General features: G+C 51.9%; 21 protein-coding genes. 14 read left to right on the plus strand and 7 right to left on the minus strand.

Going from position 1 to position 26,146, the window contains the following annotated elements:
* The first annotated feature begins 215 nt into the window (after positions 1-215).
* Complete coding sequence (ppc, locus tag AB3G37_RS23540; protein ID WP_369789242.1) at positions 216-2,861, plus strand: phosphoenolpyruvate carboxylase; 2,646 nt, start codon at positions 216-218, stop codon at positions 2,859-2,861.
* A 233-nt stretch (positions 2,862-3,094) separates the two neighbouring features.
* On the opposite strand, the gene metF is transcribed toward ppc, so the two are convergent.
* The 3 genes from metF to metB form a co-directional block, all read right to left on the minus strand.
* Positions 3,095-4,003, minus strand: a complete 909-nt coding sequence (gene metF / locus AB3G37_RS23545; protein ID WP_369789243.1) for a methylenetetrahydrofolate reductase — start codon at positions 4,001-4,003, stop codon at positions 3,095-3,097.
* Positions 4,004-4,220: 217 nt separating this feature from the next.
* Positions 4,221-6,656 carry a bifunctional aspartate kinase/homoserine dehydrogenase II gene (locus tag AB3G37_RS23550; protein WP_369789244.1) on the minus strand — a complete coding sequence of 812 codons (2,436 nt, stop codon included), beginning with the start codon at positions 6,654-6,656 and terminating at the stop codon, positions 4,221-4,223.
* A 3-nt stretch (positions 6,657-6,659) separates the two neighbouring features.
* Positions 6,660-7,820, minus strand: a complete 1,161-nt coding sequence (gene metB, locus AB3G37_RS23555; protein ID WP_369789245.1) for a cystathionine gamma-synthase — start codon at positions 7,818-7,820, stop codon at positions 6,660-6,662.
* A 329-nt stretch (positions 7,821-8,149) separates the two neighbouring features.
* On the opposite strand from metB, the gene metJ reads away from it, so the two are divergent.
* Positions 8,150-8,467, plus strand: a complete 318-nt coding sequence (metJ, locus tag AB3G37_RS23560) for a met regulon transcriptional regulator MetJ (protein WP_004392248.1) — start codon at positions 8,150-8,152, stop codon at positions 8,465-8,467.
* A gap of 94 nt (positions 8,468-8,561) precedes the next feature.
* On the opposite strand, the gene rpmE is transcribed toward metJ, so the two are convergent.
* Positions 8,562-8,774, minus strand: a complete 213-nt coding sequence (gene rpmE / locus AB3G37_RS23565) for a 50S ribosomal protein L31 (protein WP_009637734.1) — start codon at positions 8,772-8,774, stop codon at positions 8,562-8,564.
* A 205-nt stretch (positions 8,775-8,979) separates the two neighbouring features.
* On the opposite strand from rpmE, the gene priA reads away from it, so the two are divergent.
* The 6 genes from priA to rraA all read left to right on the plus strand — a co-directional run bounded on the left by priA (position 8,980) and on the right by rraA (position 16,106).
* Positions 8,980-11,175 (plus strand): primosomal protein N', encoded by a 2,196-nt coding sequence (gene priA / locus AB3G37_RS23570; protein WP_369789246.1) that lies wholly within the window; start codon positions 8,980-8,982, stop codon positions 11,173-11,175.
* A 267-nt stretch (positions 11,176-11,442) separates the two neighbouring features.
* Positions 11,443-12,438 (plus strand): DNA-binding transcriptional regulator CytR, encoded by a 996-nt coding sequence (cytR, locus tag AB3G37_RS23575; RefSeq protein WP_037378806.1) that lies wholly within the window; start codon positions 11,443-11,445, stop codon positions 12,436-12,438.
* Between the two features lie 71 nt (positions 12,439-12,509).
* Positions 12,510-13,448 (plus strand): cell division protein FtsN, encoded by a 939-nt coding sequence (gene ftsN / locus AB3G37_RS23580; RefSeq protein WP_071988439.1) that lies wholly within the window; start codon positions 12,510-12,512, stop codon positions 13,446-13,448.
* Between the two features lie 114 nt (positions 13,449-13,562).
* Complete coding sequence (gene hslV, locus AB3G37_RS23585; protein WP_009637730.1) at positions 13,563-14,099, plus strand: ATP-dependent protease subunit HslV; 537 nt, start codon at positions 13,563-13,565, stop codon at positions 14,097-14,099.
* Between the two features lie 12 nt (positions 14,100-14,111).
* Positions 14,112-15,446, plus strand: coding sequence for an HslU--HslV peptidase ATPase subunit (gene hslU, locus AB3G37_RS23590; RefSeq protein WP_369789247.1), 1,335 nt, complete (start codon positions 14,112-14,114; stop codon positions 15,444-15,446).
* 174 nt (positions 15,447-15,620) lie between these two features.
* Complete coding sequence (gene rraA, locus AB3G37_RS23595; RefSeq protein WP_009637728.1) at positions 15,621-16,106, plus strand: ribonuclease E activity regulator RraA; 486 nt, start codon at positions 15,621-15,623, stop codon at positions 16,104-16,106.
* Between the two features lie 496 nt (positions 16,107-16,602).
* Here the strand turns inward: rraA and zapB are convergent, their stop codons facing one another.
* Positions 16,603-16,842, minus strand: coding sequence for a cell division protein ZapB (gene zapB, locus AB3G37_RS23600; protein ID WP_009637727.1), 240 nt, complete (start codon positions 16,840-16,842; stop codon positions 16,603-16,605).
* A 485-nt stretch (positions 16,843-17,327) separates the two neighbouring features.
* Between zapB and AB3G37_RS23605 the strand changes: the two genes are divergently transcribed.
* From AB3G37_RS23605 to tpiA, 6 genes are all read left to right on the plus strand, one after another.
* Positions 17,328-18,173 carry an MIP/aquaporin family protein gene (locus AB3G37_RS23605; RefSeq protein ID WP_009637726.1) on the plus strand — a complete coding sequence of 282 codons (846 nt, stop codon included), beginning with the start codon at positions 17,328-17,330 and terminating at the stop codon, positions 18,171-18,173.
* A gap of 41 nt (positions 18,174-18,214) precedes the next feature.
* Entirely contained in the window at positions 18,215-19,735 is a 1,521-nt protein-coding gene (gene glpK, locus AB3G37_RS23610) for a glycerol kinase GlpK (RefSeq protein ID WP_369789248.1), read from the plus strand.
* A 145-nt stretch (positions 19,736-19,880) separates the two neighbouring features.
* Entirely contained in the window at positions 19,881-20,891 is a 1,011-nt protein-coding gene (gene glpX, locus AB3G37_RS23615; RefSeq protein ID WP_369789249.1) for a class II fructose-bisphosphatase, read from the plus strand.
* Between the two features lie 119 nt (positions 20,892-21,010).
* Entirely contained in the window at positions 21,011-21,757 is a 747-nt protein-coding gene (fpr, locus tag AB3G37_RS23620) for a ferredoxin--NADP(+) reductase (RefSeq protein WP_009637723.1), read from the plus strand.
* A gap of 15 nt (positions 21,758-21,772) precedes the next feature.
* Complete coding sequence (locus AB3G37_RS23625) at positions 21,773-22,375, plus strand: DUF1454 family protein (RefSeq protein WP_369791021.1); 603 nt, start codon at positions 21,773-21,775, stop codon at positions 22,373-22,375.
* 548 nt (positions 22,376-22,923) lie between these two features.
* A complete protein-coding gene (gene tpiA, locus AB3G37_RS23630) occupies positions 22,924-23,694 on the plus strand; it encodes a triose-phosphate isomerase (RefSeq protein ID WP_369789250.1) in 771 nt (256 codons plus the stop codon).
* A 69-nt stretch (positions 23,695-23,763) separates the two neighbouring features.
* Here the strand turns inward: tpiA and AB3G37_RS23635 are convergent, their stop codons facing one another.
* Complete coding sequence (locus AB3G37_RS23635) at positions 23,764-24,753, minus strand: sulfate ABC transporter substrate-binding protein (RefSeq protein ID WP_009637720.1); 990 nt, start codon at positions 24,751-24,753, stop codon at positions 23,764-23,766.
* A 180-nt stretch (positions 24,754-24,933) separates the two neighbouring features.
* Entirely contained in the window at positions 24,934-25,896 is a 963-nt protein-coding gene (gene pfkA / locus AB3G37_RS23640) for a 6-phosphofructokinase (RefSeq protein ID WP_009637719.1), read from the minus strand.
* Positions 25,897-26,146 lie beyond the last annotated feature (250 nt).

Here is a 26,146-nt window from a genome sequence, read left to right on the forward strand (position 1 = left end):
ATAACCCACCGGCTGTAATTAAATTTCAGTCTGATTGCTCGATTCAGCATTTTAGTAATGAGAAATTCAGGGTTTTTGCGGTAAGTTTCTACAGTAATGAAATTGGAATACTGAAATTTGCCATGAAGGCAGGATAGACAGAGGCGTAAATGCCTTACGGGTGAAAGTTATTTACAAGACATAAAAATTCAAACAAGAAACGGGTCAGAGGTAATATGAACGAACAATATTCCGCAATGCGAAGTAATGTCAGCACGTTGGGCAAACTGCTTGGAGAGACCATCAAGGACACGCTGGGAGAGCAGGTTCTTGATCGCGTAGAGAAAATCCGCAAACTGTCCAAATCCTCACGTGCGGGTAATGAAGCAGATCGTCAGGAATTGCTGACTACGCTGCAAAACTTATCCAACGACGAATTACTGCCGGTTGCCCGCGCGTTCAGTCAGTTTCTTAATCTGACTAACGTCGCCGAGCAATATCACAGCATTTCTCCGCATGGCGAAGCGGCCAGCAATCCAGAGGCTTTAGCGCAGCTGATTGAGCGCCTTAAATCGAAGAACCTTACCGATCAGCAACTGCGCGACGCGGTTGAACAGCTGTCTATCGAACTGGTTCTCACCGCGCATCCCACTGAAATTGCTCGTCGTACTCTGATCCACAAGCTGGTTGAAATTAATAGCTGCCTGAAACAACTCGATCATAGCGACCTCGCCGACTACGAACGCAAGCAAATCATGCGTCGCCTGCGTCAGCTTATTGCTCAGTCATGGCATACCGATGAAATCCGCAAAATACGCCCGACGCCGGTTGATGAAGCTAAATGGGGCTTTGCTGTAGTAGAAAACAGCCTGTGGGAAGGCGTGCCAGCTTTCCTGCGCGAATTCAACGAACAGCTGGAAACATCGCTGGATTATAAAATGCCAGTGGAAGCGGTGCCGGTTCGCTTTACCTCTTGGATGGGCGGCGACCGTGACGGAAACCCAAACGTTACTGCGGCGATCACCCGCCACGTGCTGCAACTCAGCCGCTGGAAAGCTACCGATTTGTTCCTGCGCGACATTCACGTGCTGATTTCTGAACTGTCGATGACGGAGGCTACCCCGGAGCTACGCGAGCTGGCCGGTGGCGAAGACGTGGTAGAGCCTTACCGCACCATCATGAAAAATATTCGGACTCAGCTGCTGTCGACCCAGGTTTATCTGGAAGCGCGCCTGAAAGGCGAGAAGCTGCCACGTCCGAAAGACCTGCTGGTAAATAATGATCAGCTGTGGGATCCGCTGTACGCCTGCTATCAGTCTCTGCAGGCCTGCAATATGGGTATTATCGCCAACGGGCAGCTGCTCGATACCCTGCGTCGCGTGCGCTGTTTCGGCGTGCCGCTGGTGCGCATTGATATCCGTCAGGAAAGCACCCGCCATACGCAGGCGATTGCCGAAATCACCCGTTTCCTCGGCCTTGGTGATTATGAAAGCTGGTCAGAAAGCGATAAACAGGCGTTTTTGATCCGCGAACTGAACTCTGCTCGCCCGCTGGTGCCACGTAACTGGACGCCAAGCGCAGACACTAAAGAAGTGCTGGATACCTGCCAGGTTGCTGCAGAAGCGCCGGAAGGATCGATTGCTGCCTACGTTATTTCGATGGCGCGCACGCCGTCTGACGTGCTGGCAGTACATCTTTTACTGAAAGAAGCCGGTTGCCCGTTTGCGATGCCGGTTGCTCCATTATTTGAAACCCTCGACGATCTGAACAACGCCGATGATGTCATGACCCAGTTGCTGAACATTGACTGGTATCGCGGCTTTATTCAGGGTAAGCAGATGGTGATGATCGGTTATTCCGACTCGGCGAAAGATGCTGGTGTAATGGCGGCTTCATGGGCGCAGTATCGCGCGCAGGATGCACTGATCAAAACCTGTGAGAAAGCTGGCGTGCTGCTGACTCTGTTCCATGGACGCGGCGGTTCTATCGGTCGCGGTGGCGCTCCGGCTCACGCGGCATTGCTGTCGCAGCCTCCGGGCAGTCTGAAAGGCGGCCTGCGCGTCACCGAACAAGGCGAGATGATCCGCTTCAAATACGGTCTGCCAGAAGTGACTATCAGCAGTCTGGCGCTGTATACCGGTGCTATTCTCGAAGCAAACCTGCTGCCGCCGCCAGAGCCGAAAGAGGCCTGGATTGATGTGATGGACCAATTGTCTGACGTTTCCTGCGCCATGTACCGTGGCTACGTGCGCGAGAACAAAGATTTCGTGCCTTACTTCCGATCTGCCACGCCTGAACAGGAATTGGCCAAGCTGCCTCTGGGTTCACGCCCTGCCAAGCGAAAAGCCAGCGGCGGCGTGGAAAGTCTGCGCGCTATTCCGTGGATTTTTGCCTGGACGCAAAACCGCCTGATGCTGCCAGCCTGGCTCGGTGCCGGTGCGGGTCTGCAAGCAGTGGTGGATGCCGGTAAGCGCGACGTGCTGGAATCTATGTGCCGCGACTGGCCATTCTTCTCGACACGTATCGGCATGCTGGAAATGGTATTTGCCAAGGCCGATTTGTGGCTGGCGGAGTACTACGATCAGCGACTGGTGAGTAAAGACCTGTGGCCGTTGGGGCAGAAACTGCGTGACCAGCTCAGCAGTGACATCAAAGTAGTGCTGGCCATCTCGAACGATGACCATCTGATGGCCGACCTGCCGTGGATAGCCGAGTCTATCGCGCTGCGTAACGTTTACACCGACCCGTTAAACGTGCTGCAAGCCGAACTGCTGCACCGTTCGCGCCAGTTGGAAGAACAAGGCGAGCTGGATGCCAGGGTTGAGCAGGCGCTGATGGTCACTATCGCAGGCGTTGCCGCCGGAATGCGCAATACCGGCTAATACCTTTAATCTTTCAAGCGGTAGCCGCCTTGCTACCTCTCGAAATCTCTTGGACAACCCATTTTAGTTTTTAGCGCTTTAAAAAACCCAGCTCACAAGGCTGGGTTTTTCGTTATCTAAATCGTCACAACAAGTACCGCGCAGATTTAGCGTTGTGGCAAGGCGGCAACGCAGAGAATCCCCGGGAGCTGACACAGGTCAGTGACCGGGGTGAACGAAGGCGGCCAACGCCGCTACAGCGTTAAAGATGCCGGTATTCCGGGGCGCACACCGAGCGTGTGACAGATGGCATAACTCATCTCCGCGCGGTTCAACGTGTAGAAATGGAAGTCTTTCACCCCTTCGCGGCTGAGGATTTTAACCATGTCCATTGCGATGTTGGCACCGACCATTTTGCGGGTCTCGGCGTCGTCATCCAGACCTTCAAACATGCTGGTCATCCAGCGCGGCACACGCACATTGGTCATGGTGGCGAAACGTTGCAACTGTTTGAAGTTGGAAACCGGCAGAATGCCTGGCACGATCTCAACGTCAATACCGGCTGAAACGCAGCGGTCGCGAAAACGCAGATAGCTTTCTACGTCGAAGAAGAACTGGGTAATCGCGCGGTTGGCACCAGCGTCGATTTTACGTTTCAGGTTAATCAGATCCGCCTGCGCGCTTTTCGCTTCTGGATGAACTTCGGGATAAGCCGCAACAGAGATATCAAAGTCGCCGACGTCTTTAAGCAAGTGCACCAAATCGGTAGCGTACATTTCTGGCTTGCCGCTGTTGGCCGGCAAATCACCCCGCAGCGCAACAATATGACGGATCCCGCTCAGCCAGTAGTCTTGCGCAATTTGGCGCAGCTCATCAGGCGAAGCATCGATACAGGTCAAATGTGGTGCAGCTTCGAGTCCGGTACGCTCTTTAATGCCCTTAATAATGCTGTGGGTGCGATCACGCTCACCCGAGTTGGCACCGTAGGTTACCGAAACGAATTTAGGTTTAAGGCTGCTGAGACGATCGATGGAGCTCCACAACGTATCTTCCATTTCGCTGGTGCGTGGCGGGAAAAATTCAAAAGATACGTTAATCTGACCCTGCAATTCGGCCAGATTCTGGTTCAACGCTTCGCGCTGGTTGGCGTGGAAAAAACTCATACGATCCCTACCTTGTGCATCATTTCATTTTAATTATTGCTTTACGATAAGCATCTAGACGTCTAAACGTTTAGATGTAAAATGCGACATTTTGCTCAAAGAGTCAACTCAAAATTAGCTTCGGAGTATGATTAATATTCAACCAAACTGAGGGAATTTCAAGTTAATCGGGAAGATGAAACTTCCCCCCACGGCGAGGATCCGCAGGGGGTGAAAATTAAAGCAGCTGGGTCAAGCGGTTAAGGTCAGACTGGATAGCACCAGCCGTGACATCGCGTCCGGCACCCGGCCCACGGATCACTAACGGGTTATCACGATACCAACGACTCTCGATTGCAAAAACATTGTCGCACGGCAGCAAAGAAGCCAAAGGATGGTCGTCACGTACAGCTTCAACGCCGACTCGCGCCTTGCCGTTGGCGTCAAAACGCGCCACATAGCGCAATACGAGCCCCATCTCCTTGGCAGCCTCCAAACGCTGCAACATTTGCTGGTTCAGCGCCTCGCCACATTCAAAAAACTGATCCACTGAACCGTCTTCACAACCCTGCGGCACCAGTGATTCGACGCGAACCTGATTTGGCTCGATGTCGTAACCCGCCTCGCGCGCCAGAATAACCAGCTTACGCATCACGTCCTGACCAGAAAGGTCAACGCGCGGGTCCGGCTCAGTCAGGCCTTGCTGCCACGCCAAATCTACCAGTTCGGTAAATGGCTGAGTGCCGTCAAATTGCAGGAACAGCCACGACAGCGTGCCCGAGAAAATCCCGCTGATCGCCAGAATGCTGTCACCGCTTTCACGCAGGTCGCGAACGGTATGGTTAACCGGCAAGCCTGCGCCCACAGTGGCGTTGTACAACCAGTGGCTACCGGTTTTAGCGAAGGCATCGCGAGTCTGGCGATATTTGTTGCCATCCGACGCCCCCGCAACCTTGTTGGCGCTGATCACATGGAAACCGTAGCTGGCGAAATCAAGGTACTGATCGGCCAGGTCGGCGCTGGCGGTCACATCGAGCACCACCAGATCATCGTAAGGGTGTTCGCGCATCCACAAGAACAGCGACTCTTCGTCGTGTTCACGTGCTTCATCGTCGAAGAAGGCCAGCGCGCGACTGGCGTCTAGCCCATCGTAACTCAGCAAGCTGCGTTTGCTGTCGACCACACCAGCCAACACGAATTCGAAACCGCTGCGAGCGGAGATATTTTTCTGCTCGCGGGCAAACAACTCCAGCCAGCGTGAACCAATATTACCTTTGCCGAACAGCATCAGGCCGATACATTTTTCCGCGCGGAACAAAGTGTTGTGCAGCCCGTGGACCAGATGTTCAGTAGGACCGACGCGCAGTACCGCCACCAGGCTAATACCGTCTTCCGCCTGCCAGACAAACTCCACCGGCTGGTCTTTAATTTCCTGATAAAAACGATGGCTGTGCAGGGGGTTCTTGCAAACTCCCGCACCGACCAGCGCCACTAATGCCAGACCTTCACGCAGAGTTAAACGCCCCGCCAAGGCGGCTTCTTCCAGGACAGCCAGTGCGCTGCCCACCACTTCCGAGGTGTAGCACAACTGCAAAAGATTACGATCGGGATGAACACCAGTGACCAGCGGTTTAACTTGAGCGCGCTTTAGCAGCAGCTCAACGTCTTTATGCACCAGCGCAAAATCATGTTCCGGGGAAACAGCCAGTTCAATCAGACAGATATCGTCATGACTGGTGACTATCTTCGCACCAGTTCCTGACGCCAGAACGCGCTCGATACGGGTTGAACCCTGCTCTGGCTGATAGCTGCAACGCAGCTGCAAATCGATATCGCTGCCTGAAACTGGCTGTAGAGTACGGGTATGCAACACAGGTGCCGCCAGACGGGCAAGCTCGCTAGCCTCATCCAGACGCAGCAGCGGCAGCAGGCAGGCATCTTTCACCTTACGCGGATCGGCGCTGTAAACCCCGGCCACGTCGCTCCAGATGGTGACACGGCTGACACCTGCAAGCGCGCCAATTTGCGTCGCAGAATAGTCACTGCCGTTACGGCCAAGCAGTACAGTTTCACCCGCCTGATTGCGCGAGATAAAACCAGTGACGACCAGATACTGATGCGGATGCTGAGCCATCAGCTGTTGCAACAGCGGGTAGGAACGACCTTCATCGACCTGAGGCTGTGCAGCACGCTCGGCACGCAGGAAATCGCGGGCGTCGAGCCAGGCAGAAGGCAGATCTTTCTGGGCCAGCAGCGCCGACATCAAACGGGCAGACCAGACTTCACCATGCCCGACGACTTCAGCGTAAATGGCTTCGGTGACTTTACCGTCCAGCAACACGGCCAAGCGCTCAAGATCGTGAATAAATGTCGCAATCAGCGGTTCAGCCATTTCGGCAGGCAGCAGGCCGGTAATCAAATCACTTTGATAACGGCGCAGCGCCTGCTGCACCTGATGAGCCGAGATCCTGTCGCTCTGGCTCAATTTCAGCCAGCTAATGAGTTGGTTAGTCGTGCTGCCTGCGGCAGAAACCACCATAATATCGCCAGGATTACCGTATTCGGCCATGATGCCAGCTACGCGAAGATAACACTTCGCATCGGCCAGGCTGCTACCACCAAATTTATGTAACTGCCGGCTTCCTGCCGGTGCTGCAACCGCTATTGCATTCATTACTTACCTCTTCGCCGCCGACTGGAAAGCGTGTTCCAGGTCGGCAATTAAATCTTCGCTATCTTCAAGACCGACAGAAATGCGCAGCAGACTGTCGGATATCCCTGCGGCTTTACGTGCTTCCGGCGCCATACCCGCGTGGGTCATGGTGGCGGTATGAGAAATCAGGCTTTCAACGCCACCCAATGATTCGGCCAGTGTGAAAAGTTTAAGTTCTTTAAGGAATTGACGCAGACTAGTCTCATCACCATTAAACTCGAAACTTACCATCGCCCCGAAACCGCTTTGTTGACGTCGCGCAATTTCGTGCCCCTGATTCTCAGGCAAGGATGGATGATACAGTTTTTTAACCAGCGATTGTTTCTGTAAATAAGCAACAATTGCCAGCGCATTTTCCTGCTGCTGTTTTACACGCACGCCGACGGTACGCAAACCGCGAAGCAGCAGATAGCTGTCGAACGCCGCGCCGGTAACGCCAATGTTATTGCCCCACCATGCCAGCTCGGTCGCATGCTCGGCCGTTTTGGAAATTACCGTTCCGGCAACCACGTCAGAGTGACCATTCAAATATTTGGTACAGGAATGCACTACCAGGTCAGCACCCAGTTTAAGCGGCTGCTGAAGTACCGGGCTGAGGAAGGTGTTATCCACTACCGCCAGCGCGCCCGCTTGATGCGCCGCATCGCAAATAGCTTTGATATCCACCACGCGCAACAACGGGTTGCTTGGGGTTTCAATCAGTACCAGCTTGGGTTTTTGGTCCAGCGCTTCCTGCAACGCTTTGGGATCACCTTGATCGACAAACAGCACGCGGTACGCACCGCGCTTGCTCAGGCTGTCGAACAGACGATAGCTGCCGCCGTAGCAATCGTGCGGCGCTACCAGTAAATCACCCGGTTTAAGAAACACGGTGCAAACAAGATGAATCGCCGACATTCCACTGCTAGTCAGCACGGCACCCGCACCTCCTTCCAAATCTGCCAGTGCGCGCTGAACGACATCACGCGTCGGATTGCCGCGACGAGAATAGTCGTGGGCTCTCGGCTGATTGAAATCTTCAAAGCTATAGGTAGTAGAAAGAGTGATCGAGGGAACAACACCGCCATACTGCTGGTCAATGTTGAGTCCACTGTTTACCGCGATTGTGCCTTGCTTGAGCGTCATATTTGTTGCTCCCTGACGGGATAAATGAGGATGAGGGTGTAAAGATTAATCGTTAGCGGGATAGACGTCAATACATCTGGACATCTAAACTTCTTTGCGTATAGATTGAGCATTGTAATAATAACCGCTAAAATTATAGCTGTATGGCGTATTATGCGGACGCAGCAACGCTGATTGGCACAGTAAAACACGAACCTGTCTCCGCTGACAAAGCGAACAGCATTCAGGCCAGGATTTACGGACAACGTCTATAGTGAGATCTGCGAAAATCGGGCATAATCGCCGGGTTTTCAGAATTTTATTTCTATTTGATAAATTTAAGGTGTCCCATGGCTGAGTGGAACGGCGAATATGTCAGCCCTTACGCTGAACACGGTAAGAAAAGCGAACAAGTTAAAAAAATTACGGTTTCCATTCCTCTGAAAGTATTGAAAATTTTGACAGATGAGCGCACGCGTCGTCAGGTTAACAACCTGCGTCATGCAACAAACAGTGAATTGCTGTGCGAAGCTTTTCTGCACGCCTTCACTGGCCAGCCGCTGCCAAACGATGAAGACCTGCGTAAAGAACGCAGTGATGAAATTCCGGAAGCCGCCAAAATTCTCATGCGTGAACTGGGCGTTGATCCTGATACCTGGGAGTATTAAGGAGAGTCTGACGTTTTCAGGGAAGAGAGACGTGGAAGAAAAACAGGCAATAAAAAAGGCGCCACCGGCGCCTTTTTTTGCTCTCGAGCGAAGCTTATTTGCTGCTCGGTACGCTGAAACGCTTGTTGAAGCGGTCAACACGTCCACCAGTAGCCACTTCACGTTGCTTACCAGTGTAGAACGGGTGACATTCGCCACAAACGTCCAGGTTCAGATCGTGACCAACGGTAGATCCGATCTTGATAACGTTACCGCATGAGCAGTTAGCAGTAACAACGGTATATTTAGGGTGAATACCTTCTTTCATGGGAAAACCTCTGTTTAGGCCGCGTCGCTATCCAACCGTGTTACCGCCGGACACCACGCGTGGTGTTAATGATTAGGTCTCTGATACGGAATGCATCAAAGGCGGCGAATCATACAGAATAAAATCTGACCGCGCAATCATGTTCATGCATTCCGAGACACCCAGTGTACACTATCTCGTCATTTTTTTATAGTCTGGACCACAAATGCCTGTTGCTCACGTTGCTCTACCCGTTCCATTAAGCCGCACTTTTGACTACATATTACCACCCGGTATGCAGGTGGTCCCCGGCTGTCGGGTCAGCGTTCCGTTTGGCAAACGAGAGTCGATTGGTATTGTTACCGGCGTCAGCGACAGCAGTGATTTCCCGATTGAAAAACTCAAACCGGTAGTGGCTGTGCTCGACAGCGCGAGCCTGTTTACCCCAGATTTATGGCGCGTGTTGCACTGGGCCGCCGATTATTATCACTTTCCGCTCGGAGAAGTGCTGTCTCACGCGCTGCCGGTGCTTTTACGGCAGGGAAAACCTGCGCAACTCACCCCGTTATTACAATGGTTCGCCACCGAGCAGGGCCGCGCGACACCTTTAGATACCTTAAAACGCGCGCCGAAACAGCAGCAGGCGATGGCTGCGCTGATGCACGGCAAAATCTATCGCCATCAGATAAACAATTTAGAACTTAACGAAGCGGCGCTACAGGCCTTGAGATCCAAAGGGCTTGCGGATTTGCAAAGCGTAGCGCCGGTCACGCAGGACTGGCGCAAAGACTTCTCGGTGGTGGGTGAGCGTCTGCGCCTGAATACCGAACAGGCCACCGCCGTCGGGGCTATTCGTAGCGAAGATCAACAGTTCTCTGCCTGGCTGCTGGCGGGGATCACCGGTTCGGGTAAAACTGAAGTCTATCTCAGCGTGCTGGAAAATATTCTCGCGCAAGGTCGCCAGGCGCTGGTGATGGTGCCGGAAATCGGCCTGACGCCGCAGACCATCGCCCGTTTTCGCGAACGTTTTAGTGCGCCGGTCGACGTGCTGCACTCTGGTCTGAACGACAGCGAACGATTGTCAGTGTGGCTGCGCGCCAGAAACGGCGAAGCCGGGATTGTCATCGGCACCCGCTCATCACTGTTCACCCCATTTGCTCGCCTTGGCGTGATCATCATTGATGAAGAGCACGACAGTTCCTACAAACAGCAGGAAGGCTGGCGCTATCACGCTCGCGATCTGGCAGTTTTTCGCGCCCATGCGGAAAACATTCCGATTATCATGGGTTCCGCCACCCCGGCCCTGGAAACGCTGCACAACGTGCAACTTGGCAAATATCGTCAGTTAACACTGACCAAGCGCGCGGGTAATGCCAAGCCGGCCGTGCATCATCTGCTGGATATAAAAGGACTACCGCTGAAGGTGGGCCTGTCGCAGCCGCTAATCCAGCGTATGCAGCAGCATCTCAAAGCAGATAACCAGGTAATGCTTTTCCTTAACCGTCGCGGCTATGCGCCGGCGCTGCTGTGCCACGAGTGTGGCTGGATAGCCGAGTGCCAGCGTTGCGATCACTATTATACATTTCATCAGAATCATCGGCAGTTGCGCTGTCACCACTGTGACAGTCAGCGCTCGGTGCCGCATCAGTGCCCGCAGTGCGGCTCGACGCAGCTGGTGTCGGTGGGTGTTGGCACAGAACAGCTGGAAAACGAGCTGGCGCCCTTGTTTCCCGACACACCGATCACTCGTATCGATAGGGATACCACCAGCCGCAAAGGCTCGCTGGAACAGCATCTGGCGGAGGTGCATCGAGGCGGCGCGCGAATTTTGATCGGCACGCAAATGCTGGCCAAAGGTCATCACTTCCCTGACGTCACACTCGTTTCACTGCTTGATGTCGATGGCGCACTGTTCTCGGCAGACTTCCGTTCCGCCGAGCGCTTTGCCCAACTTTATACCCAAGTCTCAGGACGTGCAGGACGCGCCGGTAAACAGGGCGAAGTGGTGCTGCAAACTCATCACCCGGAACATCCCTTATTACAAGTCTTGTTACAGCAAGGTTATGACGCCTTTTCTAAACAGACGTTGGCAGAGCGTAAAAGCGTTTTTTTGCCACCGTTTACCAGTCACGTGCTGTTCCGTTCAGAAGACCATGACAATCAGCAATCGGCGATGTTTTTGCAGCAGCTGCGCAATCTGTTGGAAGCCAGCCCGTTAAAGGATGATTCACTGTGGGTACTTGGACCCGTTCCGGCACTGCAGGCCAAGCGCAGTGGACGATTCCGCTGGCAGCTGCTTATCCAGCATCCGTCACGTAAAGTGCTACAACACGTAATCAAAAGTTCAATGCCTCTGATTGCCAGTCTGCCGCAGGCAAAAAAGGTTAAATGGACGCTGGATGTTGATCCTATTGATAATTAATTTAACGACGGGCAGGATTTTTGGAACACAGCGCGAAAAAACCACGTAAGTCACATTTTTTATGCAATTAGGTAAATAATCCTAGTCACAATCTGTTTAGAATGTGATGAGCTACGCAATCCATTACGTAGCAAAATAGTTTGCGAGTAAGTAAGCACGGATGCGGTAAATAAATTATAAAAATTAACACCCATGATGTCGTGTCAGATTGATGCAGATGCAAGGAGAGATGCGTTGGATCAGAATAGAGTTATCCCTACCGCCACGATGAAAGACGTGGCGGAAATGGCCGGAGTGTCCACCGCCACGGTTTCAAGAGCATTGATGAATCCTGAGAAGGTTTCCGCCACGACACGCCAGCGGGTTGAACAGGCAGTCATTGCCGTCGGCTACTCGCCTCATTCTCTATCCCGTAATCTTAAACGCAACGAATCGCGGACTATTCTGGTGATCATCCCTGATATCTGCGATCCGTTTTTTGCCGATGTGATCCAGGGGATCGAACGAACCGCTGCTGAAAATGGTTATCTGGTGTTGATTGGTGACTGCGCCCAGCAAAATCAGCAAGAAAAAACCTTTATTAACCTCATAATTACTAAACAAATTGACGGTATGTTGCTGTTGGGTTCGGATTTACCCTTCGATGCCAGCAAAGAAGAACAACGCAACCTGCCACCAATGGTGATGGCGAATGAGTTTGCGCCAGAGCTTGAACTCCCGACGGTACACATCGATAACCTGACGGCAGCCTACGAAGCAGTACATTATTTGATTGACCTTGGGCATCAGCGCATTGCCTGCATCGCCGGTCCAGAAAATATGCCGCTTTGCCAATATCGCCTGCAAGGCTATATTCAGGCAGTGCGCCGCAACGGGCAAACGGTAGAGAGTCAGTACATCGCCCACGGTGATTTCACCTACGAATCCGGTGCTCAGGCACTGGCGACGTTAATGAGTCAGCCAAAGCCACCGACGGCGATTTTTTGTCATAATGACATCATGGCTATCGGCGCAATGTGTGAAGCGAAAAAATTAGGGCTGCTTATTCCGCAAGATTTGTCTATTGTTGGGTTCGATGACATAAAAATCAGCCAGTTCTACGATCCACCACTTACCACGGTTGCTCAACCAAGATTCCAGATTGGCCGGGAAGCCATGTTATTATTGTTGGAACAATTAAACGGTCATGCAGTCCAAAGCGGTTCACGTTTGCTCGAAAGTGAACTGGTTATTCGCGGCAGCACTGCTGCGCCCAAGCGCTAGTTAACAGTCAAGTTTTCAGGATTCTGTAAAATGACGTACTTCTCTAAACATAACGACACAGCGAAACGATAGTGGCACAAAAAGACTATGTGAGCCGTGGACGCTCAGGAGCACGGCGGAAGAAAAGTACCAGCCGTAACAAGAAAAGCAGTTCCCCGATGGTTTCCAAAACCGTGGTGGCAATCGCCGTCGCCGTTCTGGTGGTCTTCGTGGGTGGCCTTTACTTTATCAGCCATAAAAAGATGGAAGAGGCTGAGATTTTGCCGACCCATGCAGTGCGTCCAGGTTCAGGCTTGCCGCCCAAACCGGAAGAGCGTTGGCGCTATATCAAAGAACTCGAGAATCGTCAGATGGGCGTGCAAACCCCAACCGAGCCTACCTCGGGCGGCGACATCTCGTCTAAAACCCAGCTAACGCCAGAGCAAAAACAACTGCTTGAGCAGATGCAGGCCGATATGCGCCAGACGCCGACGCAGCTTAGTGAGGTGCCGTATAACGATCCTTCACAGGCAACGCACACTGCGCCGACCTCAAGACAGCAGGCCAGCCAGCCAACGTTTATGCAGCAGCCAGTAAGGGCTCCACAGGCGCAACAGAATGCGCCGGCTCAGCCAAGGCCGCGGCCGGTCCAGCAGCAGCCAGTATTCACTCAGCCTAAACCTGAGCATGAAAAACCACAGCAGCCAATGATCACCCAGGCAAAACCGGAACGAGAAAAACCGCAGCAGCAAACTCTCGCTCAGAATGCTCCGGAAAAAGAGAAACCTAAAGAGCAGGAAAAATCCCAGCGCTTTATCGTGCAGTGTGGTTCTTTCCGCGGTACAGAGCAGGCCGAGTCCGTGCGCGCCAAGCTGGCATTTGAAGGCTTTGAGAGCCGCGTCACCTCAAACGGTGGCTGGAATCGCGTGGTGATCGGTCCTTATAACAATCGCGCAGGCGCAGACGGTACGCTGTCTCGTTTGAAAGGTTCTGGCATTTCAAGCTGTATTCCTGTCCCCGTCGGGGGTTGAAAACCCATAATCCTCCCCAATCTATACATACAATATGGCCCGCGAAGTTATGTAACCCATTAAGGTTTGCATAACTTCGCCGGGATCTCTTCCGTCTGCAACGAGGAAAAGCTCGTGACAACAATTGTATGTGTGCGCCGTAATGGCCATGTGGTAGTGGGTGGCGATGGCCAGGCCACAATGGGTAACACCGTAATGAAAGGTAACGTCGTTAAAGTACGTACCTTCTTCAAAGATAAGGTGATCGCGGGCTTTGCCGGCGGTACAGCCGATGCCTTCACACTGTTTGAGCTATTTGAGCGCAAGCTGGAAATGCATCAGGGTCATTTAACCAAAGCCGCGGTAGAACTGGCAAAAGACTGGCGAACCGACCGCATGCTGCGTCGTCTTGAAGCGCTGCTGGTTGTAGCCGACGAGACCGACTCGCTGCTGATTAGCGGCAACGGTGACGTGATCCGTCAAGACAACGGGTTGATTGCTATTGGTTCAGGTGGCGCTTACGCCCAGGCAGCCGCGACCGCGCTGCTGGAAAACACCGATTTGAGCGCTCGTGAAATTGCCGAGAAATCGCTGAATATCGCCGGTGATATCTGTATTTATACCAACCATAACCTCAATTTCCTGGAATTGCCTAAGCAATCCCAAGCGTAAGGATCGAATATTATGTCTGAAATGACCCCACGCGAGATTGTCAGCGAATTAGACAGCTACATCATCGGCCAGGACAAAGCGAAACGCGCGGTTGCCATTGCGCTGCGTAACCGCTGGCGTCGTATGCAGCTCGATGAAGCGCTGCGCCACGAAGTCACACCTAAAAATATTCTGATGATCGGCCCGACCGGTGTCGGTAAAACCGAAATAGCTCGCCGTCTGGCAAAACTGGCCAACGCGCCGTTCATCAAAGTTGAAGCGACCAAGTTCACCGAAGTCGGTTACGTTGGTAAAGAGGTCGATTCCATCATTCGTGATCTGACCGATTCGGCCATCAAAATGGTGCGCCAGCAGTCCATTGAACGGAACCGCTACCGCGCAGAAGAGTTGGCAGAAGAGCGCATTCTCGACGTGCTGATCCCACCAGCCAAAAACAACTGGGGCCAGCCGGATGAGGCACACGAGCCATCTGCGGCGCGTCAGTCTTTCCGCAAAAAACTGCGTGAAGGCCTGCTTGATGATAAAGAAATTGAAATTAATGTAGCCGATGCTCCAGCTGGCGTTGAAATCATGGCTCCTCCAGGTATGGAAGAAATGACCAACCAGTTGCAGTCAATGTTCCAGAACATGGCCGGTCAGAAACAGAAAGCGCGCAAGCTGAAAATCAAAGAAGCTTACAAACTGCTGGTTGAAGAAGAAGCGGCGAAACTGGTTAATCCAGAAGAACTGAAAGAGCAGGCAATCGAAGCCGTTGAACAGCACGGCATCGTGTTCATCGACGAAATCGACAAAATCTGTAAGCGCGGCGGTCAAAGCTCCGGTCCTGACGTTTCCCGCGAGGGCGTACAGCGTGATCTCCTGCCGCTGGTTGAAGGCTGTACCGTTTCGACCAAGCACGGCATGGTTAAAACTGACCACATCCTGTTCATCGCTTCGGGCGCATTCCAGACTGCCAATCCGTCAGACCTGATCCCTGAGTTGCAGGGTCGTTTACCGATCCGCGTTGAACTACAGGCACTGTCTACCGAAGATTTCGAGCGCATCCTGACTGAGCCGAGTGCGTCTCTGACTTACCAGTATCAGGCGTTGATGCAAACCGAAGGCGTGACCATCACTTTCACTACCGATGGTATCCGTCGCATTGCGGAAGCTGCATGGCAGGTTAACGAAACCACCGAGAACATCGGCGCGCGTCGTCTGCATACCGTGCTGGAGCGCTTGATGGAAGATATTTCCTACGACGCAAGCGAGAGCAGCGGCGTTTCCATCACCATTGATGCTGAATATGTAGGTAGCCACCTCGATGCACTGGTTGCCGACGAAGATTTGAGCCGCTTCATTTTGTAATTCACTCATTTTTTCAGATGCTTATAGGGAGGCTCAGGCCTCCCTTTTTGTTGCCAGCAGAAGTGAACAGCTGTTTATAAAGCCGTCAAATCAAACTGACAGGTGATGATTTTGCCAACAACTATCAGAAAGGGATATACTTACCACTCACGCGAGCAACCAGAAAAAAATCCTATGAAATACGATACTTCAGAACTGTGCGACATTTATCATGAAGAAGTGAATGTCGTTGAACCGCTGTTCTCCAACTTTGGTGGACGTACTTCATTTGGTGGGCAAATCACCACAGTGAAATGCTTTGAAGATAATGGCTTGCTCTATGATTTGCTGGAAGAAAATGGCCGTGGCCGCGTTCTTCTTGTCGACGGTGGTGGCTCGGTACGACGTGCGTTGCTTGATGCAGGACTGGCGAATCTTGCCCTGCAAAATGAGTGGGAAGGCATCGTGATTTACGGCGCAGTCCGTCAGGTTGACGACCTTGAAGAGTTAGACATCGGCATTCAGGCAATGGCAGCTATCCCGGCTGGCGCGGCAAGTGAAGGCATCGGTGAAAGCGATATTCGCGTTAATTTCGGCGGCGTGACTTTCTTCTCCGGCGACCATCTTTATGCAGATAATACCGGTATCATCCTGTCCGAAGACCCGCTCGATATCGAATAGTTCTTTTCTTAATAAACGAATAACCCTTTGTCTTTTATGTAAAAAAGACAACAAAAAAGACGCACTCAAAGGCGTCTTTTTTTATTTTGGAATAGCGCAGATTTAACCGAGTAATTGGAGTTGCAGCAAGGCAGCAAGCAAGCCGAATCCCGATGAGCTGACACAGGTCAGTGATTCGGGTGAGCGAGCGTGGCTAACGCCGCTGCAGCTTCAAGAACTAAATCAAAATCAAAGATTTAACCGAGTAATTGGAGTTGCAGCAAGGCAGCAAGCGAGCCGAATCCCGATGAGCTGACACAGGTCAGTGATTCGGGTGAGCGAGCGTGGCTAATGCCGCTGCAGCTTCAAGAACTAAATCAAAATCAAAGATTTAACCGAGTAATTGGAGTTGCAGCAAGGCAGCAAGCGAGCCGAATCCCGATGAGCTGACACAGGTCAGTGATTCGGGTGAGCGAGCGTGGCTAACGCCGCTGCAGCTTCAAGAACGAAGGTAAAATCAAACTTCTTCCATCTTACCGAGCAATGAACGCAAACGCTCTTGCCACACGTGCTGCTCTTCTTTCAGGTGAGTATTTTCACGGATCAGAGATTCGTGATTACCGTTAGCCTGCTGAACCTGCTGAGACAGATTGTTGTTCTGCTCTTTCAGTTCTTCGATTTCCATCTGCAGCAAAGTAATAGTATCAATCGCTTGCTGAACTTTAGTTTCTAGCTTTTCAAATACTTCAAATGACATGTTTATTCCCCTTAATGTTCGCAAAGCGTACATCTTTTAAGACTCGCCACATCTTCCCGACGCAGCTCGATAATTCAATTAACTACTGGCTGAAATTAACGCCGCGACTTAATTAACCCCGATTGTATGTAGGCATACGGTCCCTGTCTAGCGACATGCAGGCCCTACTCGCAGTCTGTTGCAATTATAACGGCCGTACTATCAGGAAATACTGAAAGAAAGCGCCAATGTCCCACTAAATACGATAGTTCTTATCTTGAAAACCCCTTTATTCGATTAACGGTTTCTAAAAAACACTCGTATTCGCTCATTTTTATGACATGGCACACACATTTTGATTTCGGTATTTCTCGTTTATGCTCGTTAACGATAAATTTACATCACATTCTCATTTCATCAGAGATGTTAAAATCAATAACACTAAACAAGAAAAATTAAGTGACCTCAACCCTACCCTAAACAACTATCCTTTATAGGATTCGATTATGAGCCAAAATATGAGTTCTACAATCAAAGGTCAGTGCATTGCAGAGTTTCTGGGAACCGGCCTGATTATCTTTTTCGGCGCTGGTTGTGTAGCAGCATTGAAACTGGCTGGTGCAAGCTTTGGCCAGTGGGAAATCAGCATCATCTGGGGCCTCGGGGTCTCAATGGCCGTTTACCTGACGGCAGCAATTTCCGGTGCGCACCTTAATCCAGCTATCACCATCGCCCTGTGCCTGTTCGCCAATTTCGAAGGTCGCAAGGTTGTGCCTTATATCATCGCGCAGGTCGCCGGTGCTTTCTGTGCCGCAGCGCTGGTTTACGGCCTGTATTACAACCTGTTCCTGGACTTCGAGCAGAGTCACAACATGGTGCGCGGCAGCGTTGCCAGCCTGGACTTGGCCGGTATCTTCTCGACTTACCCTAACCCGCACATCAGCGTGTTGCAGGCATTCCTGGTTGAAACCGTTATTACCGCCATTTTGATGGCCCTGATCCTGGCATTAACCGATGACGGCAACGGTGTACCGCGCGGTGCTCTGGCTCCGCTGCTGATTGGTTTACTGATCGCAGTAATCGGTGCGTCTATGGGCCCATTAACCGGATTCGCCCTTAACCCGGCCCGTGACTTCGGTCCTAAGCTGTTTGCCTATTTCGCAGGTTGGGGAAAAGTCGCCTTCACCGGAGCGCGTGATATCCCTTACTTCCTGGTACCTATCTTCGGCCCGCTGATCGGTGCATGTCTGGGTGCGGTTGGTTACAAGGCATTGATTAGTAATCATCTCCCTCAGACTGTTTCCATTGCACCAGAAGAGACTGCCGCGCAGCAGACTCAGCGTAAAGCCTGATAGGTTAAACTGTTCACAGCCCACTTTGCAGGACATAAATCATGACAGCAGATAAATCACACGAAAAAAAATATATCGTCGCCCTCGACCAGGGTACAACCAGCTCTCGCGCCGTAGTGCTCGATCACGATGCTAATATCGTTAGCGTAGCGCAACGTGAGTTCACCCAGATCTACCCTAAAGCAGGTTGGGTCGAGCACGATCCGATGGAAATCTGGTCGTCACAGAGCTCTGTCCTGGTTGAGGTGTTGGCTAAAGCAGATATTAACTCAGACCAAATCGCCGGTATTGGTATCACCAATCAGCGTGAAACCGCTATCGTCTGGGAAAAAGAGACCGGCAAGCCGATTTACAATGCCATCGTCTGGCAATGTCGTCGTACTGCCGAAATCTGTGAACAGTTGAAAGAAGCCGGGATGGAAGAATACATCCGACACAATACTGGCCTGGTGGTTGACCCGTATTTCTCAGGCACCAAAGTTAAATGGATCCTCGACCACGTTGAAGGCTCTCGCGAGCGCGCCAAACGCGGTGAGCTGTTGTTCGGTACTGTCGATACCTGGCTGATTTGGAAAATGACGCAGGGGCGCGTGCACATCACCGACTACACCAACGCCTCGCGCACCATGATGTTCAACATTCACAGCCTCGAGTGGGACGATCGCCTGCTGGAAGCGCTGGATATTCCACGTGAAATGCTGCCGGAAGTACGCCCATCCTCGGAAATTTACGGCCAGACCAACATTGGTGGTAAAGGCGGGACGCGTATTCCAATCGCCGGTATTGCCGGTGATCAGCAGGCGGCGCTGTACGGCCAACTGTGCGTTCAGCCTGGCATGGCTAAAAATACCTACGGAACCGGCTGCTTCCTGCTGATGAACACTGGCACCGAAGCGGTCGTGTCCAAGAATGGTCTGCTGACTACGATTGCCTGTGGCCCGCGCGGTGAAGTGAACTATGCGCTGGAAGGTGCGGTGTTCGTTGGCGGTGCGTCGATTCAATGGCTGCGTGACGAACTCAAGCTCATCAACGATGCTGCCGACTCTGAATACTTTGCCAGTAAAGTGAAAGACACCAATGGAGTTTACGTGGTGCCTGCCTTTACCGGTCTGGGCGCGCCTTACTGGGACCCGTATGCCCGTGGCGCAATCTTCGGCCTCAGCCGTGGTGCCAACAGCAACCACATCATTCGCGCAACTCTCGAGTCGATCGCCTTCCAGACTCGCGACCTGATCGACGCAATGCAGGCCGATTCCGGCACGCGTTTGCAATCACTGCGCGTTGACGGCGGCGCGGTTGCCAACAACTTCCTGATGCAGTTCCAGTCAGATATCCTCGGCACCCGCGTTGAACGCCCTGAAGTACGTGAAGTAACGGCGCTCGGTGCAGCTTATCTGGCTGGTCTGGCGGTGGGATTCTGGAGCGATCTCGAAGAAGTTCGCAGCAAAGCGATCATCGAAAAAGAGTTCCGTCCGGGTATTGAAACCACCGAGCGTAACTTCCGCTACAAAGGCTGGCAGAAAGCCGTTGCGCGCGCTCGCTCATGGGAAGATCACGAATAAATCGGCGTTAATTTCCAAACTTTTCAAGCCCCATCAAACTCCCCTTCTCGGGGAGTTTTTTTTTATGCCTGCCTGCTATGGTAGACTTTGAGGCCTGAGATGAGCCTTTGCTCACCGCCCTGATTTTTCTCAAAACGGATTTATCATGAAACGTGAATTAGCTATCGAATTTTCCCGCGTGACTGAAGCTGCGGCACTGGCTGGTTATAAATGGCTGGGTCGTGGTGACAAGAATCTGGCCGATAACGCCGCAGTGCAGGCAATGCGCATAATGCTTAACAAGGTCGATATCGCCGGTGAAATCGTCATTGGCGAAGGCGAAATCGATGAAGCCCCGATGCTGTATATCGGCGAGAAAGTCGGGACAGGTCAGGGCGACGCGGTTGACATTGCAGTTGACCCCATCGAAGGCACGAGAATGACGGCCATGGGCCAGTCAAACGCGCTGGCGGTATTAGCGGTCGGCGACCAAGGCTCATTCCTCAATGCGCCAGATATGTACATGGAAAAACTGGTGGTAGGGCCAGCAGCCAAGGGCCATATCAATCTCGGTCTGCCGCTGGTAGATAATTTGCGACTTATTGCCGCCGCGCTGAATAAACCTCTGAATGAGCTTACCGTATCGATTCTGGCCAAACCGCGCCATGATGCGGTCATCCGCGAGTTGCACCAATTGGGCGTGCGCGTGTTTGCCTTCCCCGATGGCGATGTGGCCGCCACTATTCTGACCTGCATGCCGGAAAGCGAAGTTGACGTGATGTACGGCATCGGCGGCGCGCCGGAAGGGGTGATTTCCGCCGCAGTGATCCGAGCTCTGGATGGCGATATGCAAGGCCGTTTGCTTGCTCGTCACCACGTTAAAGGCGACACGCCCGAGAATCGTCGTTTAGGCGAAGAAGAGCTGGCTCGCTGCCAGCAAATGGGCATCGAAGCAGGAAAATTGCTGCAGTTGGAGGACATGGCGCGTAATGACAATGTCATCTTCTCGGCGACTGGAATTACTCAGGGCGATCTGCTCGCGGGCATCAGCCGTCAAGGCAATATGGCGACCACTGAAACCCTGTTAATCCGCGGAAAATCGCGCACCATTCGTCGCATCCGCTCAACGCATTATCTCGATCGTAAAGACCCGGCGCTGCACAAATTTATCATCTGATTTGCGCTTGCAGGCCGGAGCTAACTTCGGCCTGATAACATTTAATCGATAATCCTTCTGCAAAATATGGAATAAGATCAGCCGGTAATTTCAATCCTATAGAACTGGAGAGAGAGTCGATGGCTGAATGGGTAACAGGTAAAGTAGCGAGGGTGGAGCACTGGACAGAAAGTTTGTTCAGCATCGTGATTAATGCGCCAATCAATGACTTTGCCGCCGGGCAGTACGCCAAACTCTCGTTGGAAATAAACGGTGAACGCGTGACGCGCGCTTACTCTTTTGTGAACGCTCCGAGCAATAACGATCTCGAGTTTTATCTGGTGACGGTCCCCGAAGGCAAACTCAGCCCTCTGGTGCATGACATGCAGCCGGGCGCGGAAATCATGGTCACCAAAGAATCGCAGGGCTTTTTCGTCATCGACGAGATCCCCGAGTGTGAAAACCTGTGGATGCTGGCGACCGGCACGGCGATTGGCCCGTTTCTGTCTATCCTGCAGGAAGGCAAGGGGCTCGAACGGTTCAAAAACATCGTATTGGTTCATGCGGCGCGTTTTTCACGTGATTTAAGCTATCTGCCACAGATGCAGCAGTTGCAACAGCGTTACAATGGCAAATTACACATTCAAACGGTGGTAAGCCGTGAGGAGACGCCAGGCTCGTTGACTGGCCGCGTGCCTGCGCTGATTGAAGATGGTTCACTGGAAAGCGCGGTTGGCCTGAGAATGGAAGCTCACGACAGCCACATCATGCTGTGTGGCAATCCACAAATGGTTCGCGACACCCAACAGGTGCTCAAAGACAGCCGCGAGATGCGCAAACATCTGCGTAGAAAACCTGGTCACATGACCAGCGAGCACTACTGGTAACTCATGCTAAACACTATGAAAATCGCTATCCCCCTTCGCCTGGTCTCGACGTTGCTATTTTTGACCCTAGGCTGCGGGATGGCCTTTGCGGATCCGCCGCCCGATAACCAGGCCAGAGAAGATGTGCCTCGGGCGCCCTATCTAATGCCGGGAGCACCCACGTTTGAACAGACGTTGGTAAATTTCCGTGAAAAATACAACATCGCCAACCCGACGCAGCAAATCGGGGAGTTCCGCGCAATACCTGACAAGCCCGATGCCGTCTTGCTGACCCGCGCCGCCAGTAAAATTAACGAAGACCTCTACGCCTCCACGGCGTTAGAGAAAGGCACGGGAAAAATCAAAAGCATGCAGATCACTTACATGCCGATCCAGGGTCCCGATGAAAAGGCCGCGCATGCCACAGCGATTAGCTACATGGCGAACGTTATCCGTGAATTCGACCCAACGCTTTCGGTCGATCAGAGCGTCGCGAAGGTCAATAGCCTGATCGATAAAGGTAAGGGCATGCAGTTCTATCAACAGCAGGTTGGTGCAGTGCGCTATGTAATTTCCGACAATGGCGAGAAAGGCCTGACCCTCGCCGTCGAGCCGGTAAAACTGTCACTGGCGAACTAACAAAGTTGTGGCTGCAAATACCGCGAAATCAACCAGATGCAATCCCTAAGTAGTTGACGTCACAACGAGGCGGCAAACGCACGAATCCCGATGAGCTGACACCGGTCAGTGATTCGGGTGAGTAAGAGAAGCCAACAAAGTTGTGGCTGCAAATACGACGGGATCAACCAGATGCAATCCCTAAGTAGTTGACGTCACAACGAGGCGGCAAACGCACGAATCCCGATGAGCTGACACTGGTCAGTGATTCGGGTGAGTAAGAGAAGCCAACAAAGTTGTGGCTGCAAATACAGCGAAATCAACCAGATGCAATCCCAAAGTAGTTGACGTCACAACGAGGCGGCAAACACACGAATCCCGATGAGCTGACACCGGTCAGTGATTCGGGTGAGTAAGGGAAGCCAACAAAGTTGTGGCTGCAAATACGACGGGATTATGACGAAAAGCAAAGCCTTTGGGCCTGATCATCTCTATACTGTTGTGCAGTTAATCTGCCTTTTCGGCAGAAATTTTAATCGACACTCGCGTCCCCTTATGGAGGAAATAAAATGCGACATCCATTAGTGATGGGTAACTGGAAACTGAACGGAAGCACACATTTAGTTAACGAACTGATTGCCGCTCTGCGTACCGAGTTGAGCACCGTTGAAGGCTGTGGCGTAGCTATCGCACCGCCTGAAGTTTACCTGTCACAGGCTAAACACGCGCTGTCCGGTAGCCGTATCGCGCTGGGCGCACAGAACGTTGACACTAACCTGTCAGGCGCGTTCACTGGTGAAATTTCTGCCGACATGCTGAAAGATATTGGTGCTCAATACATCATTATCGGCCATTCAGAGCGTCGTACTTACCATAAAGAAAGCGACGAATTTATTGCCAAGAAATTCGGCGTATTGAAAGAAGCGGGTCTGATCCCAGTGCTGTGTATCGGTGAAACCGATGCAGAAAACGAAGCCGGACAAACTCAAGCCGTATGTGCCAAACAACTGGACGCCGTGCTGTCTACTCTGGGCGCGAAAGCGTTCGAAGGCACGGTTATCGCCTACGAACCTGTCTGGGCTATCGGTACCGGCAAATCTGCTACTCCAGCGCAGGCTCAGGCAGTTCACAAATTCATTCGTGATCACATTGCCAAGCAAGATGCCGCGGTTGCTGAACAAGTTATCATCCAGTACGGCGGTTCTGTAAACGCTGGCAATGCTGCTGAACTGTTCACCCAGCCAGACATCGACGGTGCACTGGTTGGCGGCGCTTCCCTGAAAGCCGACGCCTTCGCCGTTATCGTTAAAGCCGCAGCCGAAGCGAAAGCCAAAGCCTGATTGCCGAAACCTTGATAGTAAAAACCCCGCATTGCGGGGTTTTTTTGCTTCTAAAAAGTCAGTTCCTGCTTAACGTTTGTTTACCTGATCGTAGATGCCACCGTTAGCAAAGTGATCTTTCTGCGCAGCGGTCCAGCCACCTGCAATTTGTTGAACAGTATAGAGTTTTATTGCCGGGAACTGCTTGGCAAACTGTTTCGCCACTTCGGGGTCACGAGGACGATAGTAGTTACGAGCGGCGACAGTCTGACCTTCTGGCGAATACAGATATTTCAGATAGGCAGTGGCAACATCGCGGGTTCCGCGCTTATCGGCCACTTTATCTACGACAGAAACGCTTGGTTCAGCCAGGATTGACTCACTTGGATAGACCACTTCAAACTTGCCCTTGCCCAGTTTTTGATCGGCAAGAATCGCATCGTTTTCCCATGAAATCAGCACATCGCCAATGCCACGCTCTACGAAAGTGTTGGTTGCACCGCGTGCGCCAGAATCCTGAACTTCAACGTTTTTAAACAGAGCGCGAAGGAAATCGGTCGCCTTGGCTTTGTCGTTATTGTTGTGATGCAGCGCGTAACCCCAGGCTGCAAGATAGTTCCAGCGAGCGCCACCTGAGGTTTTCGGGTTTGGTGTAATCACTGACACACCCGGTTTGATCAAATCATTCCAGTCGTGAATACCTTTTGGGTTGCCTTTGCGCACCAGGAACACGATGGTAGAAGTGTAAGGTGCAGAGTTGTCCGGTAAGCGGGTTTCCCAGTCCTTGTTGATGCGACCACGATCGGCAATGGCATCAACGTCCGATTGCAGCGCAAGGGTCACTACATCGGCATCGATGCCATTAATGACAGACGTTGCCTGAGAACCTGAACCGCCATGTGATTGACGAATTGTCACTTTATCGCCAGTTTTCGCCAACCAGTATTTGCTGAATACCTGGTTATAATCCTGATAGAGTTCACGCGTTGGGTCATAGGAAACGTTCAAAATCTGGATATCTTTAGCCATGGCACCCGCTGTGACCAACAGTAATGCCAGCCCTACTCCCAATTTACGCATCGCGCTTCTCCCAGAGAATTTTATAGTTGCATAGGTTTTTTAATCAGAGTGTTAAAGCCTGCCAGAGAAAAAGAAAACAATTAAAGAATTAAAAATTTATTTCTATTCCATTTGGAAATATACGAAATTGGGTCAAAAAAAAGCCTCCATAAATGAAGGCTTTAGTTTTATTAGTGACAATTAATACAGCTTTTTAGCGGTTTCCCACATTTCTGTCTTGAACGGGCGCTTCATATTTTCGATTGCGTCGATGATATCGTGATGCACCAATTTTTCGTTTTGTACACCGACGCAGCGACCGCCATAGCCCTGCAACAGCAGCTCGATAGAATACGCGCCCATGCGTGAAGCCAGAATACGGTCAAAGGCGCAAGGCGCTCCGCCGCGTTGAATATGGCCCAAAACGGTCGCGCGAGTTTCGCGTTTGGTTTCGGTTTCAATATGACGCGCCAGATCAGCGATATCACAGATGTGTTCGGTGATGGCAACGATGGCGTGTTTCTTCCCTTTAGCGATACCGGCTCGGATCTCTTCGACCAAGTCGTCACGGTTGAACTCAACTTCAGGGATCACGATAAATTCACAGCCACCAGCAATTGCCGCTGACAGAGTCAAATCACCGCAGTAGCGGCCCATGACTTCAACGATAGAAATACGCTGATGAGAAGATGAAGTGTCGCGTAGACGGTCAATGGCTTCGACCACAGTCTCTAGCGCGGTAAAATAGCCGATAGTGTAATCAGTACCTGCTACGTCATTATCGATGGTGCCAGGCAGGCCGATGCAGGGAAAACCCATTTCGGTGAGGCGTTTCGCGCCCATATACGAACCGTCGCCGCCGATGACCACTAGTGCATCGATACCGCGGTTTTTCATGTTCTCGATGGCTTTGGCCCGCACTGCTTCGTCGCGAAATTCAGGGAAACGCGCTGAACCCAGGAAGGTGCCGCCGCGATTAATCACATCTGAAACGCTGTAGCGGTCAAGCTGCTTCATGCGATCTTCATAGAGTCCAAGGTAGCCGTCGTAAACACCAAAGACCTCAAGGCCCTCGGTAAGTGCTGCGCGAACAACGCCGCGTATCGCCGCATTCATGCCGGGGGCGTCGCCACCACTTGTCAGTACACCGATTTTTTTGATCATGACTACCTCTGAACTTTTAGATGCAATTTCTTAAGAATTCTTGAGCATACCTGCCAAACCGGACCTTTCTGGTCGCATTCCTGGTTCTTCGCTTGGATACTCAAATCATATAACAAAATGCTTAAACTGAATTGATGCAGGTCACCTGCACGTCGTAATTCAGCTTTGTTCAATGCAATTTACTTACAGGCTCTGATTATACAAGGGTCAGGTGACAAACCTTAGATGGAAATTTAAGTTATTCGAGAAA

The sequence above is a fragment of the Rouxiella sp. WC2420 genome, from assembly GCF_041200025.1.
In the GTDB taxonomy this organism is placed as follows: domain Bacteria; phylum Pseudomonadota; class Gammaproteobacteria; order Enterobacterales; family Enterobacteriaceae; genus Rouxiella.

Bases quoted from the DNA above. Each gene is read 5' to 3' on its own strand.
- ppc (WP_369789242.1), top strand. From the start codon at position 216: ATGAACGAACAATATTCCGCAATGCGAAGTAATGTCAGCACGTTGGGC.
- metF (WP_369789243.1), bottom strand. From the start codon at position 4,003: ATGAGTTTTTTCCACGCCAACCAGCGCGAAGCGTTGAACCAGAATCTG.
- AB3G37_RS23550 (WP_369789244.1), bottom strand. From the start codon at position 6,656: ATGAATGCAATAGCGGTTGCAGCACCGGCAGGAAGCCGGCAGTTACAT.
- metB (WP_369789245.1), bottom strand. From the start codon at position 7,820: ATGACGCTCAAGCAAGGCACAATCGCGGTAAACAGTGGACTCAACATT.
- metJ (WP_004392248.1), top strand. From the start codon at position 8,150: ATGGCTGAGTGGAACGGCGAATATGTCAGCCCTTACGCTGAACACGGT.
- rpmE (WP_009637734.1), bottom strand. From the start codon at position 8,774: ATGAAAGAAGGTATTCACCCTAAATATACCGTTGTTACTGCTAACTGC.
- priA (WP_369789246.1), top strand. From the start codon at position 8,980: ATGCCTGTTGCTCACGTTGCTCTACCCGTTCCATTAAGCCGCACTTTT.
- cytR (WP_037378806.1), top strand. From the start codon at position 11,443: ATGAAAGACGTGGCGGAAATGGCCGGAGTGTCCACCGCCACGGTTTCA.
- hslU (WP_369789247.1), top strand. From the start codon at position 14,112: ATGTCTGAAATGACCCCACGCGAGATTGTCAGCGAATTAGACAGCTAC.
- rraA (WP_009637728.1), top strand. From the start codon at position 15,621: ATGAAATACGATACTTCAGAACTGTGCGACATTTATCATGAAGAAGTG.
- zapB (WP_009637727.1), bottom strand. From the start codon at position 16,842: ATGTCATTTGAAGTATTTGAAAAGCTAGAAACTAAAGTTCAGCAAGCG.
- AB3G37_RS23605 (WP_009637726.1), top strand. From the start codon at position 17,328: ATGAGCCAAAATATGAGTTCTACAATCAAAGGTCAGTGCATTGCAGAG.
- glpK (WP_369789248.1), top strand. From the start codon at position 18,215: ATGACAGCAGATAAATCACACGAAAAAAAATATATCGTCGCCCTCGAC.
- glpX (WP_369789249.1), top strand. From the start codon at position 19,881: ATGAAACGTGAATTAGCTATCGAATTTTCCCGCGTGACTGAAGCTGCG.
- fpr (WP_009637723.1), top strand. From the start codon at position 21,011: ATGGCTGAATGGGTAACAGGTAAAGTAGCGAGGGTGGAGCACTGGACA.
- AB3G37_RS23625 (WP_369791021.1), top strand. From the start codon at position 21,773: ATGAAAATCGCTATCCCCCTTCGCCTGGTCTCGACGTTGCTATTTTTG.
- tpiA (WP_369789250.1), top strand. From the start codon at position 22,924: ATGCGACATCCATTAGTGATGGGTAACTGGAAACTGAACGGAAGCACA.
- AB3G37_RS23635 (WP_009637720.1), bottom strand. From the start codon at position 24,753: ATGCGTAAATTGGGAGTAGGGCTGGCATTACTGTTGGTCACAGCGGGT.
- pfkA (WP_009637719.1), bottom strand. From the start codon at position 25,896: ATGATCAAAAAAATCGGTGTACTGACAAGTGGTGGCGACGCCCCCGGC.